The organism is Aeromicrobium stalagmiti (assembly GCF_013283745.1).
In the GTDB taxonomy this organism is placed as follows: Bacteria; Actinomycetota; Actinomycetes; order Propionibacteriales; family Nocardioidaceae; genus Aeromicrobium; species Aeromicrobium stalagmiti.
In genome coordinates this window covers 543,206-560,882 of record NZ_JABSTZ010000001.1, presented here as the reverse complement: position 1 = coordinate 560,882, position 17,677 = coordinate 543,206, and the positions used below count along the sequence as shown (strand labels likewise).

The 17,677-nt window shown below is 70.1% G+C and carries 15 protein-coding genes; 13 read left to right on the top strand and 2 right to left on the bottom strand.

What is annotated here, in order from left to right:
• Nucleotides 1-249 precede the first annotated feature (249 nt).
• Genes HQK15_RS19215 through HQK15_RS02645 form a run of 10 tightly spaced genes read left to right on the top strand, consistent with a single transcriptional unit; the run spans nt 250 to nt 10,796 of the window.
• Nucleotides 250-2,022, top strand: a complete 1,773-nt coding sequence (locus tag HQK15_RS19215) for an ABC transporter permease (protein ID WP_437340236.1) — start codon at nt 250-252, stop codon at nt 2,020-2,022.
• Nucleotide 2,023: 1 nt separating this feature from the next.
• A complete protein-coding gene (locus tag HQK15_RS02685; RefSeq protein ID WP_173489882.1) occupies nt 2,024-2,863 on the top strand; it encodes an MlaE family ABC transporter permease in 840 nt (279 codons plus the stop codon).
• Nucleotides 2,860-4,152, top strand: coding sequence for an MCE family protein (locus tag HQK15_RS02680; RefSeq protein WP_173489881.1), 1,293 nt, complete (start codon nt 2,860-2,862; stop codon nt 4,150-4,152). Before HQK15_RS02685 ends, HQK15_RS02680 begins: the two co-directional genes overlap by 4 nt.
• Nucleotides 4,149-5,156 carry an MCE family protein gene (locus tag HQK15_RS02675; RefSeq protein ID WP_173489880.1) on the top strand — a complete coding sequence of 336 codons (1,008 nt, stop codon included), beginning with the start codon at nt 4,149-4,151 and terminating at the stop codon, nt 5,154-5,156. Before HQK15_RS02680 ends, HQK15_RS02675 begins: the two co-directional genes overlap by 4 nt.
• Nucleotides 5,156-6,175 (top strand): MCE family protein, encoded by a 1,020-nt coding sequence (locus HQK15_RS02670; protein WP_254450664.1) that lies wholly within the window; start codon nt 5,156-5,158, stop codon nt 6,173-6,175. The genes HQK15_RS02675 and HQK15_RS02670 overlap by 1 nt, the downstream gene beginning before the upstream one ends.
• A complete protein-coding gene (locus HQK15_RS02665) occupies nt 6,172-7,206 on the top strand; it encodes an MCE family protein (RefSeq protein WP_173489878.1) in 1,035 nt (344 codons plus the stop codon). Before HQK15_RS02670 ends, HQK15_RS02665 begins: the two co-directional genes overlap by 4 nt.
• Nucleotides 7,203-8,501: an MCE family protein gene (locus HQK15_RS02660; RefSeq protein WP_173489877.1), complete on the top strand. Its 1,299-nt coding sequence runs from the start codon at nt 7,203-7,205 to the stop codon at nt 8,499-8,501. Before HQK15_RS02665 ends, HQK15_RS02660 begins: the two co-directional genes overlap by 4 nt.
• The gene (locus tag HQK15_RS02655) at nt 8,501-9,706 is read left to right on the top strand and encodes an MlaD family protein (RefSeq protein WP_173489876.1); all 1,206 of its coding nucleotides are present in this window, start codon (nt 8,501-8,503) and stop codon (nt 9,704-9,706) included. Before HQK15_RS02660 ends, HQK15_RS02655 begins: the two co-directional genes overlap by 1 nt.
• On the top strand, nt 9,706-10,296 hold the full coding sequence (locus tag HQK15_RS02650) for an Rv1363c family protein (RefSeq protein ID WP_173489875.1): 591 nt from the start codon (nt 9,706-9,708) through the stop codon (nt 10,294-10,296). The genes HQK15_RS02655 and HQK15_RS02650 overlap by 1 nt, the downstream gene beginning before the upstream one ends.
• Nucleotides 10,293-10,796 carry a hypothetical protein gene (locus HQK15_RS02645; RefSeq protein ID WP_173489874.1) on the top strand — a complete coding sequence of 168 codons (504 nt, stop codon included), beginning with the start codon at nt 10,293-10,295 and terminating at the stop codon, nt 10,794-10,796. Before HQK15_RS02650 ends, HQK15_RS02645 begins: the two co-directional genes overlap by 4 nt.
• Before the next feature lie 292 nt (nt 10,797-11,088).
• On the opposite strand, the gene HQK15_RS02640 is transcribed toward HQK15_RS02645, so the two are convergent.
• On the bottom strand, nt 11,089-11,376 hold the full coding sequence (locus HQK15_RS02640; RefSeq protein WP_173489873.1) for a GIY-YIG nuclease family protein: 288 nt from the start codon (nt 11,374-11,376) through the stop codon (nt 11,089-11,091).
• Nucleotides 11,377-11,552: 176 nt separating this feature from the next.
• Nucleotides 11,553-12,032 carry a nuclear transport factor 2 family protein gene (locus tag HQK15_RS18270; RefSeq protein WP_217361324.1) on the bottom strand — a complete coding sequence of 160 codons (480 nt, stop codon included), beginning with the start codon at nt 12,030-12,032 and terminating at the stop codon, nt 11,553-11,555.
• A 77-nt stretch (nt 12,033-12,109) separates the two neighbouring features.
• Here HQK15_RS18270 and HQK15_RS02630 point away from each other — a divergent pair, with 77 nt between their 5' ends.
• The 3 genes from HQK15_RS02630 (at nt 12,110) to HQK15_RS02620 (ending at nt 17,538) form a co-directional block, all read left to right on the top strand.
• Nucleotides 12,110-13,132, top strand: a complete 1,023-nt coding sequence (locus HQK15_RS02630) for an SPFH domain-containing protein (protein ID WP_173489872.1) — start codon at nt 12,110-12,112, stop codon at nt 13,130-13,132.
• Nucleotides 13,129-14,019, top strand: a complete 891-nt coding sequence (locus HQK15_RS02625; RefSeq protein WP_173489871.1) for a diacylglycerol kinase catalytic domain-containing protein — start codon at nt 13,129-13,131, stop codon at nt 14,017-14,019. Before HQK15_RS02630 ends, HQK15_RS02625 begins: the two co-directional genes overlap by 4 nt.
• Nucleotides 14,020-14,148: 129 nt before the next feature.
• Complete coding sequence (locus HQK15_RS02620) at nt 14,149-17,538, top strand: pyruvate carboxylase (RefSeq protein WP_173489870.1); 3,390 nt, start codon at nt 14,149-14,151, stop codon at nt 17,536-17,538.
• Nucleotides 17,539-17,677: the final 139 nt, after the last annotated feature.

Sequence of the window (17,677 nt, the reverse complement as noted above, 5' to 3'; positions counted from 1 at the left end):
CACGTCCAGACCCGGAACCGGTTTCGCGACGGACTGTCCTGAAAGTTGTGACGAGGGTGACAAGATCGTCCGCCGACGCGGATCTGTGAATAGTTGTCACGCGCATGACAATCCAGCCGTCGAATGACGACGTTTGCCCGGACGGGGCTGGAACTGTGACGCGCAGCACCCCTACGGTCTCGGGAGGCACCGCCCGTCCCGGGGGAGCGGTGCCGCCAAGATCCATCACCAAGACGTCAGGGGGCCCGCATGGGCGGCAGTGTCGAGGTCAGCGGACTGACCAAGTCGTACGGGCGCCAGAACATCTGGCGCGACGTCACGCTGGCGTTCCCGCCGGGCGAGATCACGGCGCTGCTCGGCCCGTCCGGCACTGGCAAGTCGGTGTTCCTCAAGTCGATCATGGGCATCGTGGAGCCCGAGGCAGGCTCGATCCTGGTCGACGGCGAGGACATGGTGAGCGCCAAGGAGTCACAGCGCCTGCAGATGCGCAAGAAGTTCGGCGTGCTCTTCCAGGACGGCGCACTGTTCGGCTCGATGAACGTCTACGACAACGTCGCCTTCCCGCTGCGCGAGCACACCCGCAAGAGCGAGTCGCAGGTGCGCTCGATCGTGATGGAGAAGCTCGAGATGGTGGGCCTGGTCGGCCAGGAGCACAAGGTGCCCGGCGAGATCTCCGGCGGCATGAAAAAGCGCGCCGGCCTGGCCCGGTCGCTCGTGACCGACCCCGACATCATCCTGATCGACGAGCCCGACTCGGGCCTCGACCCGGTGCGCACGTCGAACCTCGCGCAGCTGCTGGTCGACGTCAACACCGCGACCGACGCCACGATGCTCGTCGTCACCCACAACATCGAGCTCGCCCGCACGATGCCCGACAACCTGGGCATGCTCTATCGCCGTGAGCTCGTGATGTTCGGGCCGCGCGAGGAGTTCCTGCTCACCGACCACCCGGTCGTCTCGCAGTTCATGAGCGGCGATCCCGACGGACCGATCGGCATGAGCGAGGAGACCGACCACCGCAGCAGCGACCTGTTCGACGAGCCGGTCGACTACTCGGGCCCCAGCGGCACCGCCCTGATGTCCCGGCACGCCGGCGCCCGAGCGATCGAGGTGCTGCCGCGCCAGCTCGAGCCGCGGTCGGGCGAGGTGCGTCCGGCCCAGCGTCGGCACCGCGAGCGCGTCGCCGCCGGAGGTGCGCGGCTCTACGTCGCCGACGACGACGAACGCGACCGAGTCGCCGGCGTGCCGCTGCTGGGTGCGGTCTCCCGCGCGCTGACCGTGGTGGGCGACGTCTTCGCCCTCGGCCTCGACACGGCCCGCGCGACTTTCCGGCGTCCGTTCGCCGCCCGCGAGGCACTCGAGCAGTTCTGGTTCGTCGTCAGCGTCTCGTGGATCCCGGCGATCCTCGTCGCGATCCCGTTCGGGGCGGTCATCGCCCTGCAGCTCGGCACGCTGACCGTGCAGGTCGGCGCCCAGTCCTTCACGGGGGCGGCCAGCGTCCTCGCCGTCATCCAGCAGGCGGCGCCGATCGTCACGACCCTGGTCGTCGCCGGCGCCGGCGGTGCCGCGATCTGCGCCGACCTCGGAGCCCGCCGCATCCGCGACGAGATCGATGCGATGCGGGTCATGGGCGTCTCGCCGGTGCAGCGGCTCGTCGTCCCCCGGGTGCTGGCCTGCATCGGGGCGGCCGTGCTGCTCAACGGGCTGGTGTCGGTCGTCGGCGTGCTCGGCGGCTACTTCTTCAACGTGATCGTGCAGGGTGGTACCCCTGGTGCCTACCTCGCGAGCTTCACGGCGCTGGCCCAGATCCAGGACCTCTGGGTCGGCGAGATGAAGGCCGTCATCTTCGGGTTCATCGCCGGCGTCATCGCCTGCCACCGCGGGCTCAACACGGCGCCCGGGCCCAAGGGCGTCGGCGACTCGGTCAACCAGTCGGTCGTCGTGACCTTCCTGATGCTGTTCTTCGTCAACTTCGTCATCACCACGCTGTATCTCCAGCTGGTGCCGGGCAAGGGAGCCTGACATGACCGCACACGCACCCCGCGACCCCCGCTGGTGGGACCGCCCGATCGACGGCCTGGCCGCGATGGGTCAGGACATCCGGTTCCACGGCCGGGTCATGCTCTGGATCCCGGCGACGCTCAAGCGCTACCCGCGCGACGTCATGCGACTGCTCTCGGAGGTCAGCTTCGGCTCCGGCGCGCTGGCCGTCATCGGCGGAACGATCGGCGTGATGCTCGGCATGACGCTGTTCGTCGGCAGCGTCGTCGGCATGCAGGGCTATGCCGCGCTCGACCAGATCGGCACCTCGACGCTCAACGGCTTCATCTCGGCCTACTTCAACACCCGCGAGATTGCTCCGCTGGTCGCGGCCCTCGCCCTGTCGGCGACGGTCGGCTCGGGCTTCACGGCTCAGCTCGGTGCGATGCGCATCAACGAGGAGGTCGACGCCCTCACCGTCATGGCGGTCCCGAGCGTCCCCTACCTCGTGACGACCCGCGTCATCGCCGGATTCATCGCGATCATCCCGCTCTACGTCATCGGCCTGCTGACGTCGTACGCCGGCGCGAGGTTCGTGACGATCTACCTCTACGGCCAGTCGGCGGGCACGTACGACCACTACTTCAACCTGTTCCTGCCGCCGATCGACATCCTGCTGTCGTTCGCGAAGGTGCTGGTCTTCTCGGTGCTGATCATCCTCATCCACTGCCGCCTGGGCTTCAAGGCCGCCGGCGGGCCGGCGGGCGTGGGCATCGCGGTCGGCACGGCCGTCCGACGCAGCATCGTGACGGTCGCCGTGCTCGACCTGCTGCTCTCGATGGCTCTGTGGGGCACCACCACGACCGTGAGGATCGCCGGATGAGGGGACGCCTCCTGGACGCCGGCCTCGGGCTCGGCTACCTGCTGCTGGCTGCGGTGCTGGTCGCGGTCGCGGTGCTGACCTACAACCGCGCGTTCGTCTCGAGCGTCGACGTCGACCTGACCACCGGTCCGGTCGGCAACGCCCTGCAGAAGGGGTCGGACGTCAAGCTCAACGGCGTCCCGGTCGGCCGGGTGTCCAAGGTCTCCGCCGACGGCAAGGGTGCCGTCGTCACACTGGCGCTCGACCCAGACACCTCCAAGGAGCTGCCGCGCAGCACCACCGCGCGGCTCCTGCCCAAGACGCTCTTCGGCGAGCGCTACGTCTCGCTGGTCCGGCCGGCCGAGCCCGCGGGAGAGGGGCTCTCCTCGGGCGACACGATCGGCCAGGACGTCTCGGACGAGTCGGTCGAGCTCGAGCAGGTCTTCGACGAGCTGCTCCCGCTGCTGCAGTCGATCCAGCCCGAGAAGCTGTCGGCGACGCTCGGCGAGCTGTCGACGACCCTGCGGGGGCGGGGCGAGGAGATCGGCGACACCCTCACCGAGCTCGGCGACTACCTGCAGAAGCTCAACCCGCAGGTGCCGCAGCTGACCGACGACCTCGCCCGGCTCGGCCGCGTCGCCGACGTCTACACCGACGCGGCGCCCGACCTGCTCGACGCGCTCGACTCGCTCACCACGACGTCCCGCACCCTGGTCGACCAGCGCAACGCGCTCACCGAGGTCTACGCGTCGGTCATCTCGTCGGCCGACACGACCCGCGGCTTCGTCGGCGACAACCAGGAGACGATCGAGGTGCTCGCCGACGAGAGCCGCGCGGCGCTCGAGGCCGCGCGCCCGTACGCCAAGCAGTTCCCCTGCCTGTTCCGGTCGGCCCGCTCGTACATCCCCGCGATGGACAAGGCGCTCGGCAAGGGCACCGACGAGCCGGGACTGCACGTGCGCCTCGACGTCGTCGAGAGTCGTGGCAAGTATCTCGCCGGCAAGGACACCGTGAAGTACGCATCCGGCCGCTCGCCGCGGTGCCCCTACGTGACCGGACAGGTCGGGACCAAGCCGGCATCGTCCGGCAGCGCGGCCGAGCCGGAGACCATCGCCCCGCCGCGGTCGACGGCTCCGCAGGCCATCGCGTCGGCGGGCGCCGGGCTCGGGCAGGCCAACTCGCCGGCCGAGAACCAGCTCGTCGCCGAGATCGTCGCGCCCACCCAGGGCATCGCGCCCGACGACTACCCGCGGTGGAGCAGCCTCCTGCTCGGACCGACCCTTCGCGGCACGAAGGTGGTGCTGAAGTGACCAAGCTCCTGATCAAGAGCATCACGTTCGTCCTGGTGACGGTGCTCTCGACCGTCGCGCTCGCGGCCACGATCCGCAACGACAGCGGGGGGTCGACCCGCGAGTACCACGCGATGTTCACCGATGCCACCAGCCTCAACAAGGGCGACGACGTCCGGATGGCCGGCGTCAAGGTCGGCACCGTCAGCGACATCGAGGTGTCCGACGAGAGTCGGGCTCGCGTCACCTTCACCGCTGCGCGCTCGGCACCCCTGACCCAGGGGACCGTCGCCGAGCTGCGGTTCCGCAACCTGATCGGCCAGCGCTACATCGCGCTGGAGCCGCCGGCCTCGCCCGGCCCGGAGCTCGCGCCCGGTCACACGTTCGACCTCGACCACACCAAGCCGGCCCTCGACCTGACGATGCTGTTCAACGGGTTCCAGCCGCTGCTGCGGCTGCTGTCGCCCGACGACGTCAACAACCTGAGCGCCCAGATCGTCGCGGTCTTCCAGGGCGAGGACGCAACCGTCGACGGCCTGCTGTCGAGCACCGCGAGCCTGACCTCGACGCTGGCGACGAAGGACGAGGTCATCGGGCAGCTCATCACCAGCCTCAGCTCGGTGCTCGACACCGTCAACGACAGGTCGGACCAGCTCGACACCACGATCGTCACGCTGCAGCAGCTGGTCAGCGGGCTGGCCCAGGACCGCAAGACGATCGGCAGCACCCTCGACGGCCTCGGTGACCTGACGTCGAGCGTCGCCGACCTGCTCGACGACGGCCGTGAGCCGCTCCGGGGCTCCATCACGGCGCTCGAGGACTTGTCGGCCAACCTGTCGAAGGCCGAGCCGCAGCTCGACTCGTTCTTCGAGAAGCTGCCGGTCAAGCTCGACCGCATCGGGCGGACCGGCTCCTACGGATCGTGGTTCAACTTCTACGCCTGCTCGATCGAGGGCAAGATCCCCAAGCCCGAGGGCTACTTCGGTGACCTCGGCGTCAAGCCCATCGCCGAGAGGTGCCGATGATGACGAAGTACCCCACGGCGTTCGCCGAGCGCAACAAGATCGTGATCGCGGTCGTCGGCATCGTCTCGATGGTCGTCATCTTCGCGCTGACGTTCAACGCCGCGTCCCTGCCGATCATCGGTGGCGGGCACGTCTACACCGCGAAGTTCGCCGAGGCCGGTGGCCTCAAGGAGGGCAACGAGGTGCGCGTCGCCGGCGTCAAGGTCGGCAAGGTCACCGACATCTCCCTCGACGGTGCGACGGTGGAGGTGAAGTTCCGGGCCAAGGGCGCACGGCTCGGCGACCAGACGTCCGCCTCGGTGAAGGTCAAGACGATGCTGGGGCAGAAGTTCCTCGCGCTCGTGCCGGCCGGCCGCGCCGAGCTCGCCGACGCCATCCCGGTCGACCGCACGACCACCCCGTACGACGTCAACGAGGCGTTCTCCGACCTCTCCGACACGGTGGGCGAGATCGACACGACCCAGCTCGAGGCGAGCTTCGACGCGCTGAGCGACGCGTTCCGCGACACGCCTGAGTCGGTGCGCACGATGGTGAGCGGGCTGACCGACCTGTCCCGCACCATCTCCAGCCGCGACGAGGAGCTGGCGAAGCTGTTCGAGGCGACCAAGTCCGTCTCGGGGACGCTCAAGGACCGCAACGCCGAGTTCGCCAAGATCATCACCGACGGCAGCTCGCTGCTCGACGAGCTCGGCCAGCGACGCGAGACGGTCGCGGCGATGCTCGACGGCACCGCGCGGCTCGGGACGCAGCTGCAGGGCCTGGTCAAGGACAACGAGAAGCAGCTGCGCCCGGCGCTGGAGAAGCTCGACGACGTCGCCCGCATCCTGCAGGAGAACCAGGACAACCTCGACTCCGCGCTGAAGAAGCTCGGCCCCTACTACCGGGTCGTGACCTCGGCGCTCGGCAACGGGCGATGGGTCGACTCCTACATCTGTGGCCTGTTCACCGACGAGACGCGTCCTCAGCTGGAGAACGACGTCGAACGCAACTGCACGCCGAGCAAGGGAGGCGGGAAATGAGCATCTCGCGCAGGACCATCGGGACCGTCGCCGTCCTTGCCCTCGTGGTGGCGGGCTTCCTCGCGTGGCGCTCCCTGGGCGACCGCGGGACGCGCGTCGACGCGGTGTTCGAGTCGACGGTGGGTCTCTACCCCGGCTCCGAGGTGCAGGTGCTCGGCGTCGAGGTCGGCAAGGTCACCGCCGTCGAGCCGAGGCGTGACGGCGTACGGGTGTCGATGACGCTCGAGGCCGGCCAGCACGTCGAGGCCGACACGGCGGCCGTCATCGTGGCGCCGACGCTGGTCAGTGATCGCTACGTGCAGCTGACCAAGCCCGACACCGGCGGGCCGCGGCTCGAGGACGGTGCGCAGATCCCCCGTGAGCGCACCGCGGTGCCCGTCGAGATCGACGAGCTCTACACGAGCATCACCGACGTCGCCACGAAGCTCGGCCCCGACGGCGCCAACTCGAAGGGGGCGTTGTCCGACCTGCTCGACGTCGCCGCCAGCAACCTGGCCGGCAACGGTGCCGGCATCAACCGCACCATCGACGAGCTCGGCAAGTCGACCGGGACCCTCGCCGACTCCAGCGACGACCTGTTCGCCACGATCGCGAACTTCAAGGAGTTCAACGACATGCTCGTCGCCAACGACCGGGGCGTCGCCAACGTCAACCGCCAGTTCGCGGAGGCCACCGACTACCTCGCCGACGACAGCGACGACCTCGCGGACGCGATCACCAACCTGGGCGACGCGCTGGTGATCGTCGACGACTTCATCGACGACAACCGCGACAACATCAAGACCAGCGTCGACAACCTGCTCGGGCCGACGCAGGTGCTGGTCAAGCAGAAGGACTCCCTCGAGGAGTCGGTGCGCCTGATCCCGGTGGCCCTGCAGAACTTCATCCGCGCCTACGACCCGGAGCGCAACACCATCGACGGGCGCGGCAACCTCAACGAGGTGTCGATCTGGGCCGACGACGGGCTCAGCGCGAAGTCGTCGGTCGACGCGCCGCCGGTGCTCCTGCCCGGAGTGGGTGAGGGCCGGTGAGGCGCCTGGGCCGGGTGGCGGCCGGGCTGGTCGCGGGCCTCACCCTCGGGGGGTGTGGCGTGCTCTCGGGCGGCGTCTACGACACCCCGCTGCCGGGCGGCGCCGACGTCGGGTCGAACCCCGTGACGATCACCGCGGACTTCGACGACGTCCTCGACCTCGTGCCCCAGTCGAGCGTGAAGGTCGACAACGTCGCGGTCGGCCGCGTCTCGAGGATCACGCTCAACGACGATGGCCGCAGCGCGCAGGTCGAGCTCGTCGTCAACCGGTCGGTCTCCCTCCCCGCGGGCACGACGGCACGCCTGCAGCAGACGTCCCTGCTCGGTGAGAAGTACGTCGGGCTCGTGCGACCGGAGCAGCCCGTCGCCGGTCCCGCGATCGCGAGCGGCGATCGGCTCGGCCTGGCCGACACGTCGCAGGCCGCCCAGGTCGAGCAGGTGCTCGGCGCCCTGTCGCTGGTGCTCAACGGCGGAGGGATCGGGCAGTTCCAGGAGATCTCCCGTGAGCTGCAGAAGGTCTCGACCGGACGCCCCGGGGAGGTCAAGAAGGCGCTGCGCCAGATGGAGACGTTCGTGTCAGGCCTCGACGAGCGCAAGGAGTCGATCACGTCCGCCCTCGACGGGCTGGCCACGCTCGGCACGACGCTCGACGCCGACAAGGCCAAGATCGCGTCGGCGCTCGACGGGCTCAGCCCGGGCATGCAGGTCGTGGTCGACCAGCGCGAGCAGCTCGTCTCGATGCTGAGGTCGCTCGACCGGCTCTCGGACGTGACCGTCGAGACTCTCGACGCCGCCCAGGACGACATCGTGAAGGACCTGCAGGCGCTCGAGCCCATCCTCACCCAGCTGGCGAAGTCGGGTCAGGACCTGCCCGACTCGTTGCAGATCCTGCTCACCTACCCGTTCCCCGACTCGGTGCTCGGCGCGATCAAGGGCGACTACCTCAACGTGTTCGTCGAGACGAACTTTCGCACCCTGCCCAACGGGTGCGAGGCGATCGGGTGCTCCTGGCCGCAGGTCGAGGACCCGAACTACCCGGCCAACGGGCTGCGCAAGGGCAAGAAGATCACGATCCCGTCGCCGGCCCTGCTGCCGCCGACCGACTCGGCCATCCCCGGGGTCCCGTCACCGACCGTGCCGGTGCTGAGCCCGACGCCCACCCCGTCCGACGATCCCACCGCGACTCCGACGCCCGACCCGACGGGCGAGCCCACTCCGGAGCCGACGGATCCGCAGCCCACCGAGACGAGCCCGACACCCACGCCGGGCGTGACCCCCAAGGACGGTGAGGACTGATGCTGACGTCCGGGATCAGGATCAAGCTCGTCGCGTTCGTGGTCGTCGGCCTGCTCGCGACCGCCTACCTCGGCGCCCGCTACGTGGGCATCGACCTCACCCGGTCCGGCTACACCGTGACAGCGGTCCTGCCGGACGCGGCCGGTGCCTTCGAGAACGGTGAGGTGACCTACCGCGGCGTGCCCGTCGGCCGCATCTCTGCGCTCAGCGCGACGGCCGAGGGGGCCGAGGCGACGCTGCGCATCGAGGGCGGGGCGCCCGAGATCCCCGCCGACGTGCAGGTGCGGGTCGCCAACCGCTCCGCGATCGGCGAGCAGTACATCGACCTGCGCAGCACGTCGGGCTCCGGGCCGACGCTGCAGGACGGCGACCGCCTCTCGGCGGCCGGCGACTCCGCTCCGCCGGCGATCGACGAGGTGCTGCGCAGCGGCCGCGACTTCGTCGGCTCGGTCGACCCGGAGTCACTGACCACCGTCATCGACGAGGGCTACGAGGCGTCGCGCGGCGCCGGCGAGAGCCTGGCCCGCCTGCTCGACACCTCGCGCGACCTCGTCGAAGCCGCCGACACCAACTTCCTCGTGACGTCGCAGCTGATCGACAGCTCGAGCACGGTCCTGTCGACGCAGGAGGAGTCGGCGGCCAGCATCCGCGGCTTCAGCGGTGACCTGCGTACGCTCGCCACGACCCTGAAGGCGTCCGACGGCGACCTGCGAGCGCTGATCGAGAGCTCACCGGCAGCCGCGCGCTCGATCGACAAGCTGTTCAAGCAGGTCGGCAGCCCGCTCGGTGTGCTGCTGGGCAACCTGGTGTCGACCGCCCAGGTCTTCGGCACCAACGCCGACGGCGTCGAGGACGCGCTCGTCAACGTCCCCACGGCCTTCAGCATCGGCTGGGCTATCAACGGCTCGAATGGTCTCAACCTCGGCCTCGCCCAGTCGTACTTCGACCCGGTGCCGTGCACCAGCGGCTACGGGGGGACCACGGTCCGCCAGGGGCTCGACACCGGCCGCGGCAAGCCGTTCAACACCCAGGCCGGATGCACGGCGTCGCCGTCCACCGGCACCAACGTCCGCGGACCGAAGGCGGCACCCAAGCGTCCGGGTGCCACCGCCGGGGTCGCGTCGAACGCCGCGTCCACGGCAGGATCGGTGCCGAAGGTGTCGGTCGTGGACTCGCTGGCCGATCTCATGGGAGGAACGTCATGATGACCGACGAGGTCGAGAAGGTGACCGACGACGACGAGTCGCAGCAGCGACCCGCGTCCCGCCGCAAGGACCCGGAGCCACGCCAGCGGTCCGGGGGTGGGTGGCGCTTCGTGCTGCTCGGCGTCGCGCTGCTCGTGGCTGCCTCGGGCTCCTTCGCCTGGTGGCAGACCAGTGGCGACGAGGACCGCAAGACCGCTGAGACGCGCGACGCGGTGCTGCTGCAGGCACGCCAGGACATCGCCACCATGAACACGCTGGACTACCGCAAGGTCGACGCCGGCGTGAAGGCCTGGGGCGCCGTGACGACGGGGACGCTGCGCGACCAGCTCACGCAGGTCAGCAAGGAGGACCGGCAGCTGCTCGCCGAGCAGAAGAAGATCTCCACGGGTCGCGTCGTCGACGCCTCGGTGGTCGATCTCGACGCCTCCTCGGCCACGGTCATCGCCGCGGTCGAGGTGACGGTGCAGGACGCCGCCAAGCCCGACAGCGAGCCGACGGTCAAGCGCAACCGGTTCAGCGCCGACATCGTCAAGGTCGGTGGCCGGTGGCGGATCGAGACTCTCCAGCAGGTGGCGGTGAGCCTCTCATGAGGATCGTGCGCCGCGGCTGGCCCGTTGCCCTCGCTGCCGTGCTGCTCGTCGTGGGCCTGCTCGGCTGGTACATGAGCATCGACCTGCAGCGCAGCGAGGCCGCCGACAACGGGGCCGTCGTGGACAGCAAGACCACGGCCCAGGTGCAGGCGAGCGTCTCGCAGGCGCTGGGTCGCGTGCTGACCTACGACTACCAGGACCCGGCATCGACCGAGGCTGCCGCCGACGAGCTGCTCGCCGGCGCTGCGCGGACGGAGTACGACACGCTGTTCGCCTCGCTGCAGGAGCGTGCTCCGGGCCAGAAGCTCATGCTGTCCGCTCAGGTGCAGGCGATCGGGGTCAAGGAGCTGCACGGATCGACCGCCCGGCTGCTGGTGTTCCTCGATCAGTCGAGCCGGCGGGCCAAGGACGACGAGTCCAGTGTCTCGGCAGCACAGCTCGCCGTCACGGCGAAGAAGGTCGGCGGGGTCTGGAAGATCACCCAGCTCAAGCCCCTCTAGCCGCCCGGTGATCGAGTGCGGGGGTTCCTCGGGGGTCTCGATACACCTCGCTCGTTCCTCGCGAGGCACTCGACCGGCGAACGGCTCGGTGTTCGAGTGCGGGGGTTCCTCGGTGGTCTCGATACACCTCGCTCGTTCCTCGCGAGGCACTCGACCGGCGAACGGCTCGGTGTTCGAGTGCGGGGGTTCCTCGGTGGTCTCGATACACCTGGACCGGCGAACGGCTCGGTGTTCGAGTGCGGGGGTTCCTCGGTGATCGAGTGCCGCCGAGGAACGAGGCGGTGTATCGAGATCACTCCCGGTCGAACGTCTTCTTCGACAGCTCCGGCAACAGCTCGAGCTCACCGCGGATGAGGGCCTCGCGCTTCGCCCGACCCCACTTCTGCACCTTCTTCTCCCACCAGAAGGCCTGGACCACCGACTCACACGGCAGGCAGTAGACGAGCTCCACCGGACGGCGGCGCTTCGTGTACTGGGCGCCCTCGCCGCACTGGTGCTGTCGCAGGCGGGCGTCGATGTCGCGGGTGCTGCCCACGTAGTAGCTGCCGTCGGAGCATCGAAGGATGTACATGAAACCCATGGGGACGAGGGTGGCGGATGTCGTGCGGTGGCGCCTCGAGGTGTCCACAGGGGTCTCGATACACCTCGCTCGTTCCTCGCGAGGCACTCGACCAGCGAACGGCTCGGTGATCGAGTGCCGCCGAGGAACGAGGCGGTGTATCGAGATCACGTCCAGCCGAGCATGAGAGCGTGGTCTCACAGGCCTCGAGCGGTGAGCTTCTGGTCGAGGTCGAGGATGCGAGCAGTGTCGACGTAGTAGTCGGCCTGGTGGACGATCTTGCCCCAGCGGGTGCGGCAGACGAGGACCGTCTGGTTGTCGTAGAGGTGCTCGCCGTCGAGATCGGCGGCGTCGTCGAAGCGGGTGAGGATCGTCATGCTCCACGACCATCCGCCCATGAAGATCTGGCGGATGTCGCCGTGCAGGCCCGCGCCGACGAACGACTGCAGGAACTCCTCGATGCGGGCCTTGCCGACGTACGAGCCGGACCATCGGTGCTCGCCCTCGTGGAAGTCGAGCACGGCGTCGTCGGCGAAGCCGCTGAGCAGGGGTCCGTAGTCGCCGCGGCTGAGCGCCGCGACGTCGCGTCGCAGCTTGACCAGCAACGCTCGGGTGAACGCGATCCGCAGGACCACGACGAGCACGATGCCGATGAGGATGCCGATGACCAGGGTCATGGATCGAGTGTCGCCCACCTGTCGGCGTGCGCGCCACCCTCCGGCAGACTGGGCCCACCGAACTCTCAGGGGACCCCATGGCAGACATCTCGAAGCGTCCGTTCGTCAACCACCTCCGCTCGGACCCGACGTCGTTCGTGCTCCAGCTCCGCGGTGGCACCGTCAAGCGGTCGGGTGCAGGCGTCTCCTTCTGGTTCCGCCCCAGTACCGCGGCCCTCGCCGAGGTGCCGATGGACGACCGCGAGCAGGCGCTGATGTTTCAGGCGCGCACGTCGGACTTCCAGGTCGTCTCGGTGCAGGCCACCGTGACGTACCGCGTGTCGGACCCGGCCGTGGCGGCGACCCGCATCGACTTCGGCATCAACCCGCGCACCGGTGAGTGGAACGCCCGGCCGCTCGAGCGGCTCGGTGGGCTGCTGACCGAGCTCGCGCAGCAGCCGGCGCTGGAGTACCTCGCCGGCATCACGATGGCCGAGGCCCTCGCGCACGGCATCGGCCCGGTCCGTCAGCAGGTCGCCGACCAGCTCGCGAACGACCAGCGGCTCATCGAGCGCGGTCTTTCGGTCACGGACGTGCGGGTCGTCGCGATCCGGGCCGAGGCCGAGCTCGAGCGTGCGCTCCAGACGCCGACCCGTGAGGCCGTGCAGCAGGAGGCTGATCGCGCGACGTTCGAGCGACGTGCCGTCGCGGTGGAGAACGAGCGGGCGATCGCCGAGAACGAGCTCACCAACCAGATCGAGCTGGCCCGCCGCGAGGAGGAGCTGGTCTCGCAGCAGGGGCAGAACGAGCGCAAGCGGGCGAGCGAGCGCGCCGAGGCCGAGAAGATCGCCACGGTCGCCCGGGCCGAGCAGCAGGGACTCATCGCCGACGCGGACGCGGCGCGGACCCGCCTCATCGGTGAGGCCGACGCGACGGCCGAGACGGCGAAGTTCGCGGCGTACGGCGACGTCGACCAGGAGAAGCTGCTCGCCCTCGCGCTGCGCGAGCTCGCCGCCAACCTGCCGCCGATCACGCACCTCAGCATCACGCCCGAGCTCCTGGCGCCCCTGCTCTCGCGTCTGGGCGAGGAACAGGAGAGCGCAGCACCGGTGGCGGAGTGAGCCTGCGGCCCCGAGCCGTCGTCGTCCACCGACGATCGGAGTACGACGACCTGGTCGCCCGCCACGGCACCCACCGCCAGGCCGAGTTCGTGCTGGCGTCGCGGGGCCGTGACATCGCCGACGTCGAGCAGCGTCACGCTGCGCTGGAGGCGGCGCGATCGGCCACGTCGGCCGCGATCCCCGTCGACTGGCGACGCACCGAGGTGGAGCGGTCCGAGCTCGACCGGTTCGTGTTCGGCCCCGAGGACCTCGTCATCGCCGTGGGGCAGGACGGGCTCGTGGCGAACGTCGCCAAGTATCTCTCCGCCCAGCCGGTCGTTGGCGTCAACCCCGAGCCGGCCTGGAACCCCGGCATCCTGGTCACGCACCCGCCGGACGCGGTGGCGCCGGTGCTCGACGCGTACGCCCGCGGGTCGGCACCGCTCGAGGAACGCACGATGGTGGAGGCGGTGACGGACGACGGCCAGGTCCTGCGGGCGCTCAACGAGGTCTTCATCGGTCATCCGAGCCACCAGTCCGCCCGCTATGTCGTCCAGGCAGGGCAGCGGGTGGAGCGGCACTCGTCGTCCGGCATCCTCGCGGGCACCGGGACCGGGGCGACCGGCTGGCTCCGGTCGAGCTGGCAGGAGCGGCGCAGCGTGCTGGAGCTGCCGGGACCGACCAGCGCCGAGCTGTGCTGGTTCGTCCGCGAGGCATGGCCGTCGCCGGCGACCGGCACCACCTGCACCGAGGGCCTGATCGCCGACGGGCAGGCCTTGGTCGTGACGGTGGAGTCGGACCTGCTCGTGTGCTTCGGGGACGGCATCGAGGCCGACGCGTTGTCATTGTCTTTCGGGCAGCGCCTCACGGTCCGGCGCGCAGCGCAGCGCCTCCGGCTCGTCCGCTGAGCCCGGCGCCGAGCCGCCGCGGGACGACCCGAGAACATGAGGGTCCCCTCGCAATCGCGGTGCGACCGGGGGTGGATAGGTTGAGGGCTCGAGCCCTCTGAGCAAGACCCTTCCCGAAGGACGGTCCCGTTGTTCCAGAAGATTCTGGTCGCCAACCGCGGAGAGATCGCGATCCGCGCCATTCGCGCCGCCCATGAGCTGGGGATCTCGACGGTCGCGGTGTTCCCCTACGAGGACCGTGGCTCCGAGCACCGGGTGCGGGCCGACGAGGCGTACGAGATCGGCGAGCGGGGCCACCCGGTGCGGGCCTACCTCGACCCCGAGGCGGTCGTCGGTGCTGCCGTCGCGGCCGGGGCTGACGCGGTCTATCCCGGATATGGCTTCCTGTCGGAGAACCCCGATCTTGCCGAGGCGTGCGAGCGGGCCGGCATCACGTTCATCGGCCCGCCCAAGGACGTCCTCGAGCTGACGGGCAACAAGGCCACCGCCATCGCGGCCGCCAAGGCCGCGGGTGTCCCGACGCTGAAGTCGGTGGAGCCCTCGACCGATGTCGACGAGCTCATGGCGAACGCGGACGTGCTGACCTATCCGTTGTTCGTCAAGGCCGTCGCGGGCGGCGGCGGTCGGGGCATGCGCAAGGTCGACGACCCCGCTCGGCTGCGCGAGTCGATCGAGGCCGCGATGCGCGAGGCCGACGGCGCGTTCGGCGACCCGACGTGCTTCATCGAGGAGGCCGTGGTCGACGCCCGGCACATCGAGGTGCAGATCCTGGCCGACCAGCAGGGCAACGTCGTGCACCTGCGGGAGCGCGACTGCTCGGTGCAGCGGCGCCACCAGAAGGTCGTCGAGATCGCGCCGGCGCCCCACCTCGACCGTGACACCCGCAAGGCGATGTGCGCCGACGCCGTCAGGTTCGCCGAGGCGATCGGCTACTCGTGTGCCGGCACGGTCGAGTTCCTGCTCGGTGCGGACGGTCGCTACGTCTTCATCGAGATGAACCCCCGCATCCAGGTCGAGCACACCGTGACCGAGGAGGTCACCAACGTCGACCTCGTGCAGGCGCAGATGCGCATCGCCGCGGGCGAGACGCTGGCCGACCTCGACCTCGCCGACCAGCAGGCGATCAAGGCGCGCGGCTTCGCGCTGCAGTGCCGCATCACGACCGAGGACCCCGCCAACGGCTTCCGGCCCGACACCGGCACCATCACGTCCTACCGGTCGCCGGGCGGTCCGGGCGTGCGGCTCGACGGAGGCACGGCGTTCACGGGCGCGGTCGTCAGCCCCCACTTCGACTCGATGCTCTCCAAGCTGACCTGTCGCGGGCGTGACTTCGAGGCCGCCGTGACCCGCGCGCAGCGGGCGCTCGACGAGTTCCACATCGGCGGCGTCTCGACCAACATCGGGTTCCTCAAGGGGCTCCTGGCCGACCCCGACTTCCGGGCCGGCCGGGTCACGACGTCGTTCATCGAGGAGCACCCCGGCCTGCTGGACGCGCACGGAGCCTCCGACCCGGCCGGCAAGATCTTGTCGTGGCTGGCCGACGTCACGGTCAACAAGCCGCATGGGACGTCGCCGACCAGCGTCGACCCGGCCGCGAAGCTGCCTCGGCTCGACCTCTCGGTGGCCCCGCCGGACGGCTCGCGCCAGCTGCTCGCCGAGCTCGGTCCGGAGGGCTTCGCCGCTGCCCTGCGCCAGCGCGACACCGTCGGCGTCACGGACACGACGTTCCGTGACGCGCACCAGTCGCTGCTCGCGACGCGGGTCCGGACCCGTGACCTGGTGCAGGTTGCTCCCTACGTCGCGCGGATGACTCCGCAGCTGCTGAGCATCGAGGCGTGGGGTGGTGCGACGTACGACGTGGCGCTGCGGTTCCTGAAGGAGGACCCGTGGGAGCGGCTCGCCGCGATGCGCGAGGCGGCTCCCAACGTCTGCCTGCAGATGCTGCTGCGCGGACGCAACACCGTCGGCTACACGCCCTACCCGACCGAGGTGACCGACGCGTTCGTCGCCGAGGCCGCCGCGACGGGCATCGACATCTTCCGGGTCTTCGACGCCCTCAACGACGTCGACCAGATGCGGCCGGCGATCGAGGCCGTCCGGGCGACTGGCACGGCCGTTGCGGAGGTCGCGCTCTGCTACACCGGCGACCTGCACGACCCGGACGAGACGCTCTACACGCTCGACTACTACCTTCGGCTCGCCGACCGGATCGTCGACGCCGGCGCGCACGTGCTCGCGATCAAGGACATGGCCGGCCTGCTGCGCGCGCCCGCAGCCCGGACGCTCGTGCGTGCGCTGCGTGAACGGTTCGACCTGCCGGTCCACCTGCACACCCACGACACCCCCGGCGGCCAGCTCGCGACGCTCATCGCCGCGATCGACGCCGGGGTCGACGCGGTCGACGCCGCGTCGGCTGCCCTGGCCGGCACGACCTCACAGCCGCCGATGTCGGCGCTGGTCGCCGCGACCAACCACTCCGAGCGGACCACGGGTCTGGACATCGACGCGGTCAACGCGCTCGAGCCGTACTGGGAGGCCACGAGGCGGCTGTATGCCCCGTTCGAGTCGGGGCTGCCCGCGCCGACGGGCCGGGTCTACCGGCACGAGATCCCCGGCGGTCAGCTGTCCAACCTGCGCCAGCAGGCGATCGCGCTGGGCCTGGGCGAGAAGTTCGAGCAGATCGAGGACATGTACGCCGCGGCCAACGACATCCTCGGCAACGTCGTGAAGGTGACGCCGTCGTCCAAGGTCGTGGGCGACCTCGCGCTGCACCTCGTCGCGGTCGGAGCCGACCCCGAGGCGTTCGCCGACGACCCGGCCTCGTTCGACATCCCCGAGTCCGTCATCGGGTTCCTGTCCGGCGAGCTGGGCGACCCGCCGGGCGGCTGGCCCGAGCCGTTCCGCACCAAGGCGCTGCAGGGCCGCGACACCAAGCCGCGCGTCACCGACCTCACCGACGCCGACCGTGCTGGTCTCGCCACACCCGGCACCGTCCGCCGCCACACCCTGAACCGCCTGCTGTTCCCCGGACCGACGGGCGACTTCGACGCCGCCCGTGCCGAGTTCGGCGACCTGTCGACGGTGCCGACCGAGGCATTCCTCTACGGCCTGCAGGCTGGCACCGAGACCGAGGTCGAGGTGTCCGAGGGCAACCTGCTGCTGTTCGGCGTGGAGGCGATCGGTGACGCCGACGAGCGCGGCATCCGCAACGTGCTCGGCACCATCAACGGCCAGCTCCGCCCGACCGAGGTGCGTGACCGGTCGGTCAGCTCCACGGCGACCAGCGCTGAGAAGGCCGACGGCGGCAACCCTCAGCACGTCGCCGTCCCGTTCGCGGGCGTCGTGCACGCCCTCGTCGCCGAGGGCGACCGCGTCGAGGCCGGCCAGACCGTCGCGACGATCGAGGCCATGAAGATGGAGGCCGCGATCACGACCGCGAACGCCGGGACCGTGGCGCGTCTGGTCATCGGCAGCACCCGCCAGGCCGAGGGCGGCGACCTGCTGCTCGTGCTCGGCTGACGCCTGCGGCTGTTCTCGCCAAGTTCACAGGTCCCCGACCTGTGCATGACACAAAGTCGTGCCACGATGGTGAGACGTAGCCAGTCAGCGGCGGCCAGCCGTGGGCGGCACGTGATCGAGCAGCCCGGAAGGGGCCGCA

Excerpts from the sequence above, each read along its gene's own strand:
- HQK15_RS19215 (WP_437340236.1), top strand. The coding sequence starts at position 250 with ATGGGCGGCAGTGTCGAGGTCAGCGGACTGACCAAGTCGTACGGGCGC.
- HQK15_RS02685 (WP_173489882.1), top strand. The coding sequence starts at position 2,024 with ATGACCGCACACGCACCCCGCGACCCCCGCTGGTGGGACCGCCCGATC.
- HQK15_RS02680 (WP_173489881.1), top strand. The coding sequence starts at position 2,860 with ATGAGGGGACGCCTCCTGGACGCCGGCCTCGGGCTCGGCTACCTGCTG.
- HQK15_RS02670 (WP_254450664.1), top strand. The coding sequence starts at position 5,156 with ATGACGAAGTACCCCACGGCGTTCGCCGAGCGCAACAAGATCGTGATC.
- HQK15_RS02665 (WP_173489878.1), top strand. The coding sequence starts at position 6,172 with ATGAGCATCTCGCGCAGGACCATCGGGACCGTCGCCGTCCTTGCCCTC.
- HQK15_RS02655 (WP_173489876.1), top strand. The coding sequence starts at position 8,501 with ATGCTGACGTCCGGGATCAGGATCAAGCTCGTCGCGTTCGTGGTCGTC.
- HQK15_RS02650 (WP_173489875.1), top strand. The coding sequence starts at position 9,706 with ATGACCGACGAGGTCGAGAAGGTGACCGACGACGACGAGTCGCAGCAG.
- HQK15_RS02645 (WP_173489874.1), top strand. The coding sequence starts at position 10,293 with ATGAGGATCGTGCGCCGCGGCTGGCCCGTTGCCCTCGCTGCCGTGCTG.
- HQK15_RS02640 (WP_173489873.1), bottom strand. The coding sequence starts at position 11,376 with ATGGGTTTCATGTACATCCTTCGATGCTCCGACGGCAGCTACTACGTG.
- HQK15_RS18270 (WP_217361324.1), bottom strand. The coding sequence starts at position 12,032 with ATGACCCTGGTCATCGGCATCCTCATCGGCATCGTGCTCGTCGTGGTC.
- HQK15_RS02630 (WP_173489872.1), top strand. The coding sequence starts at position 12,110 with ATGGCAGACATCTCGAAGCGTCCGTTCGTCAACCACCTCCGCTCGGAC.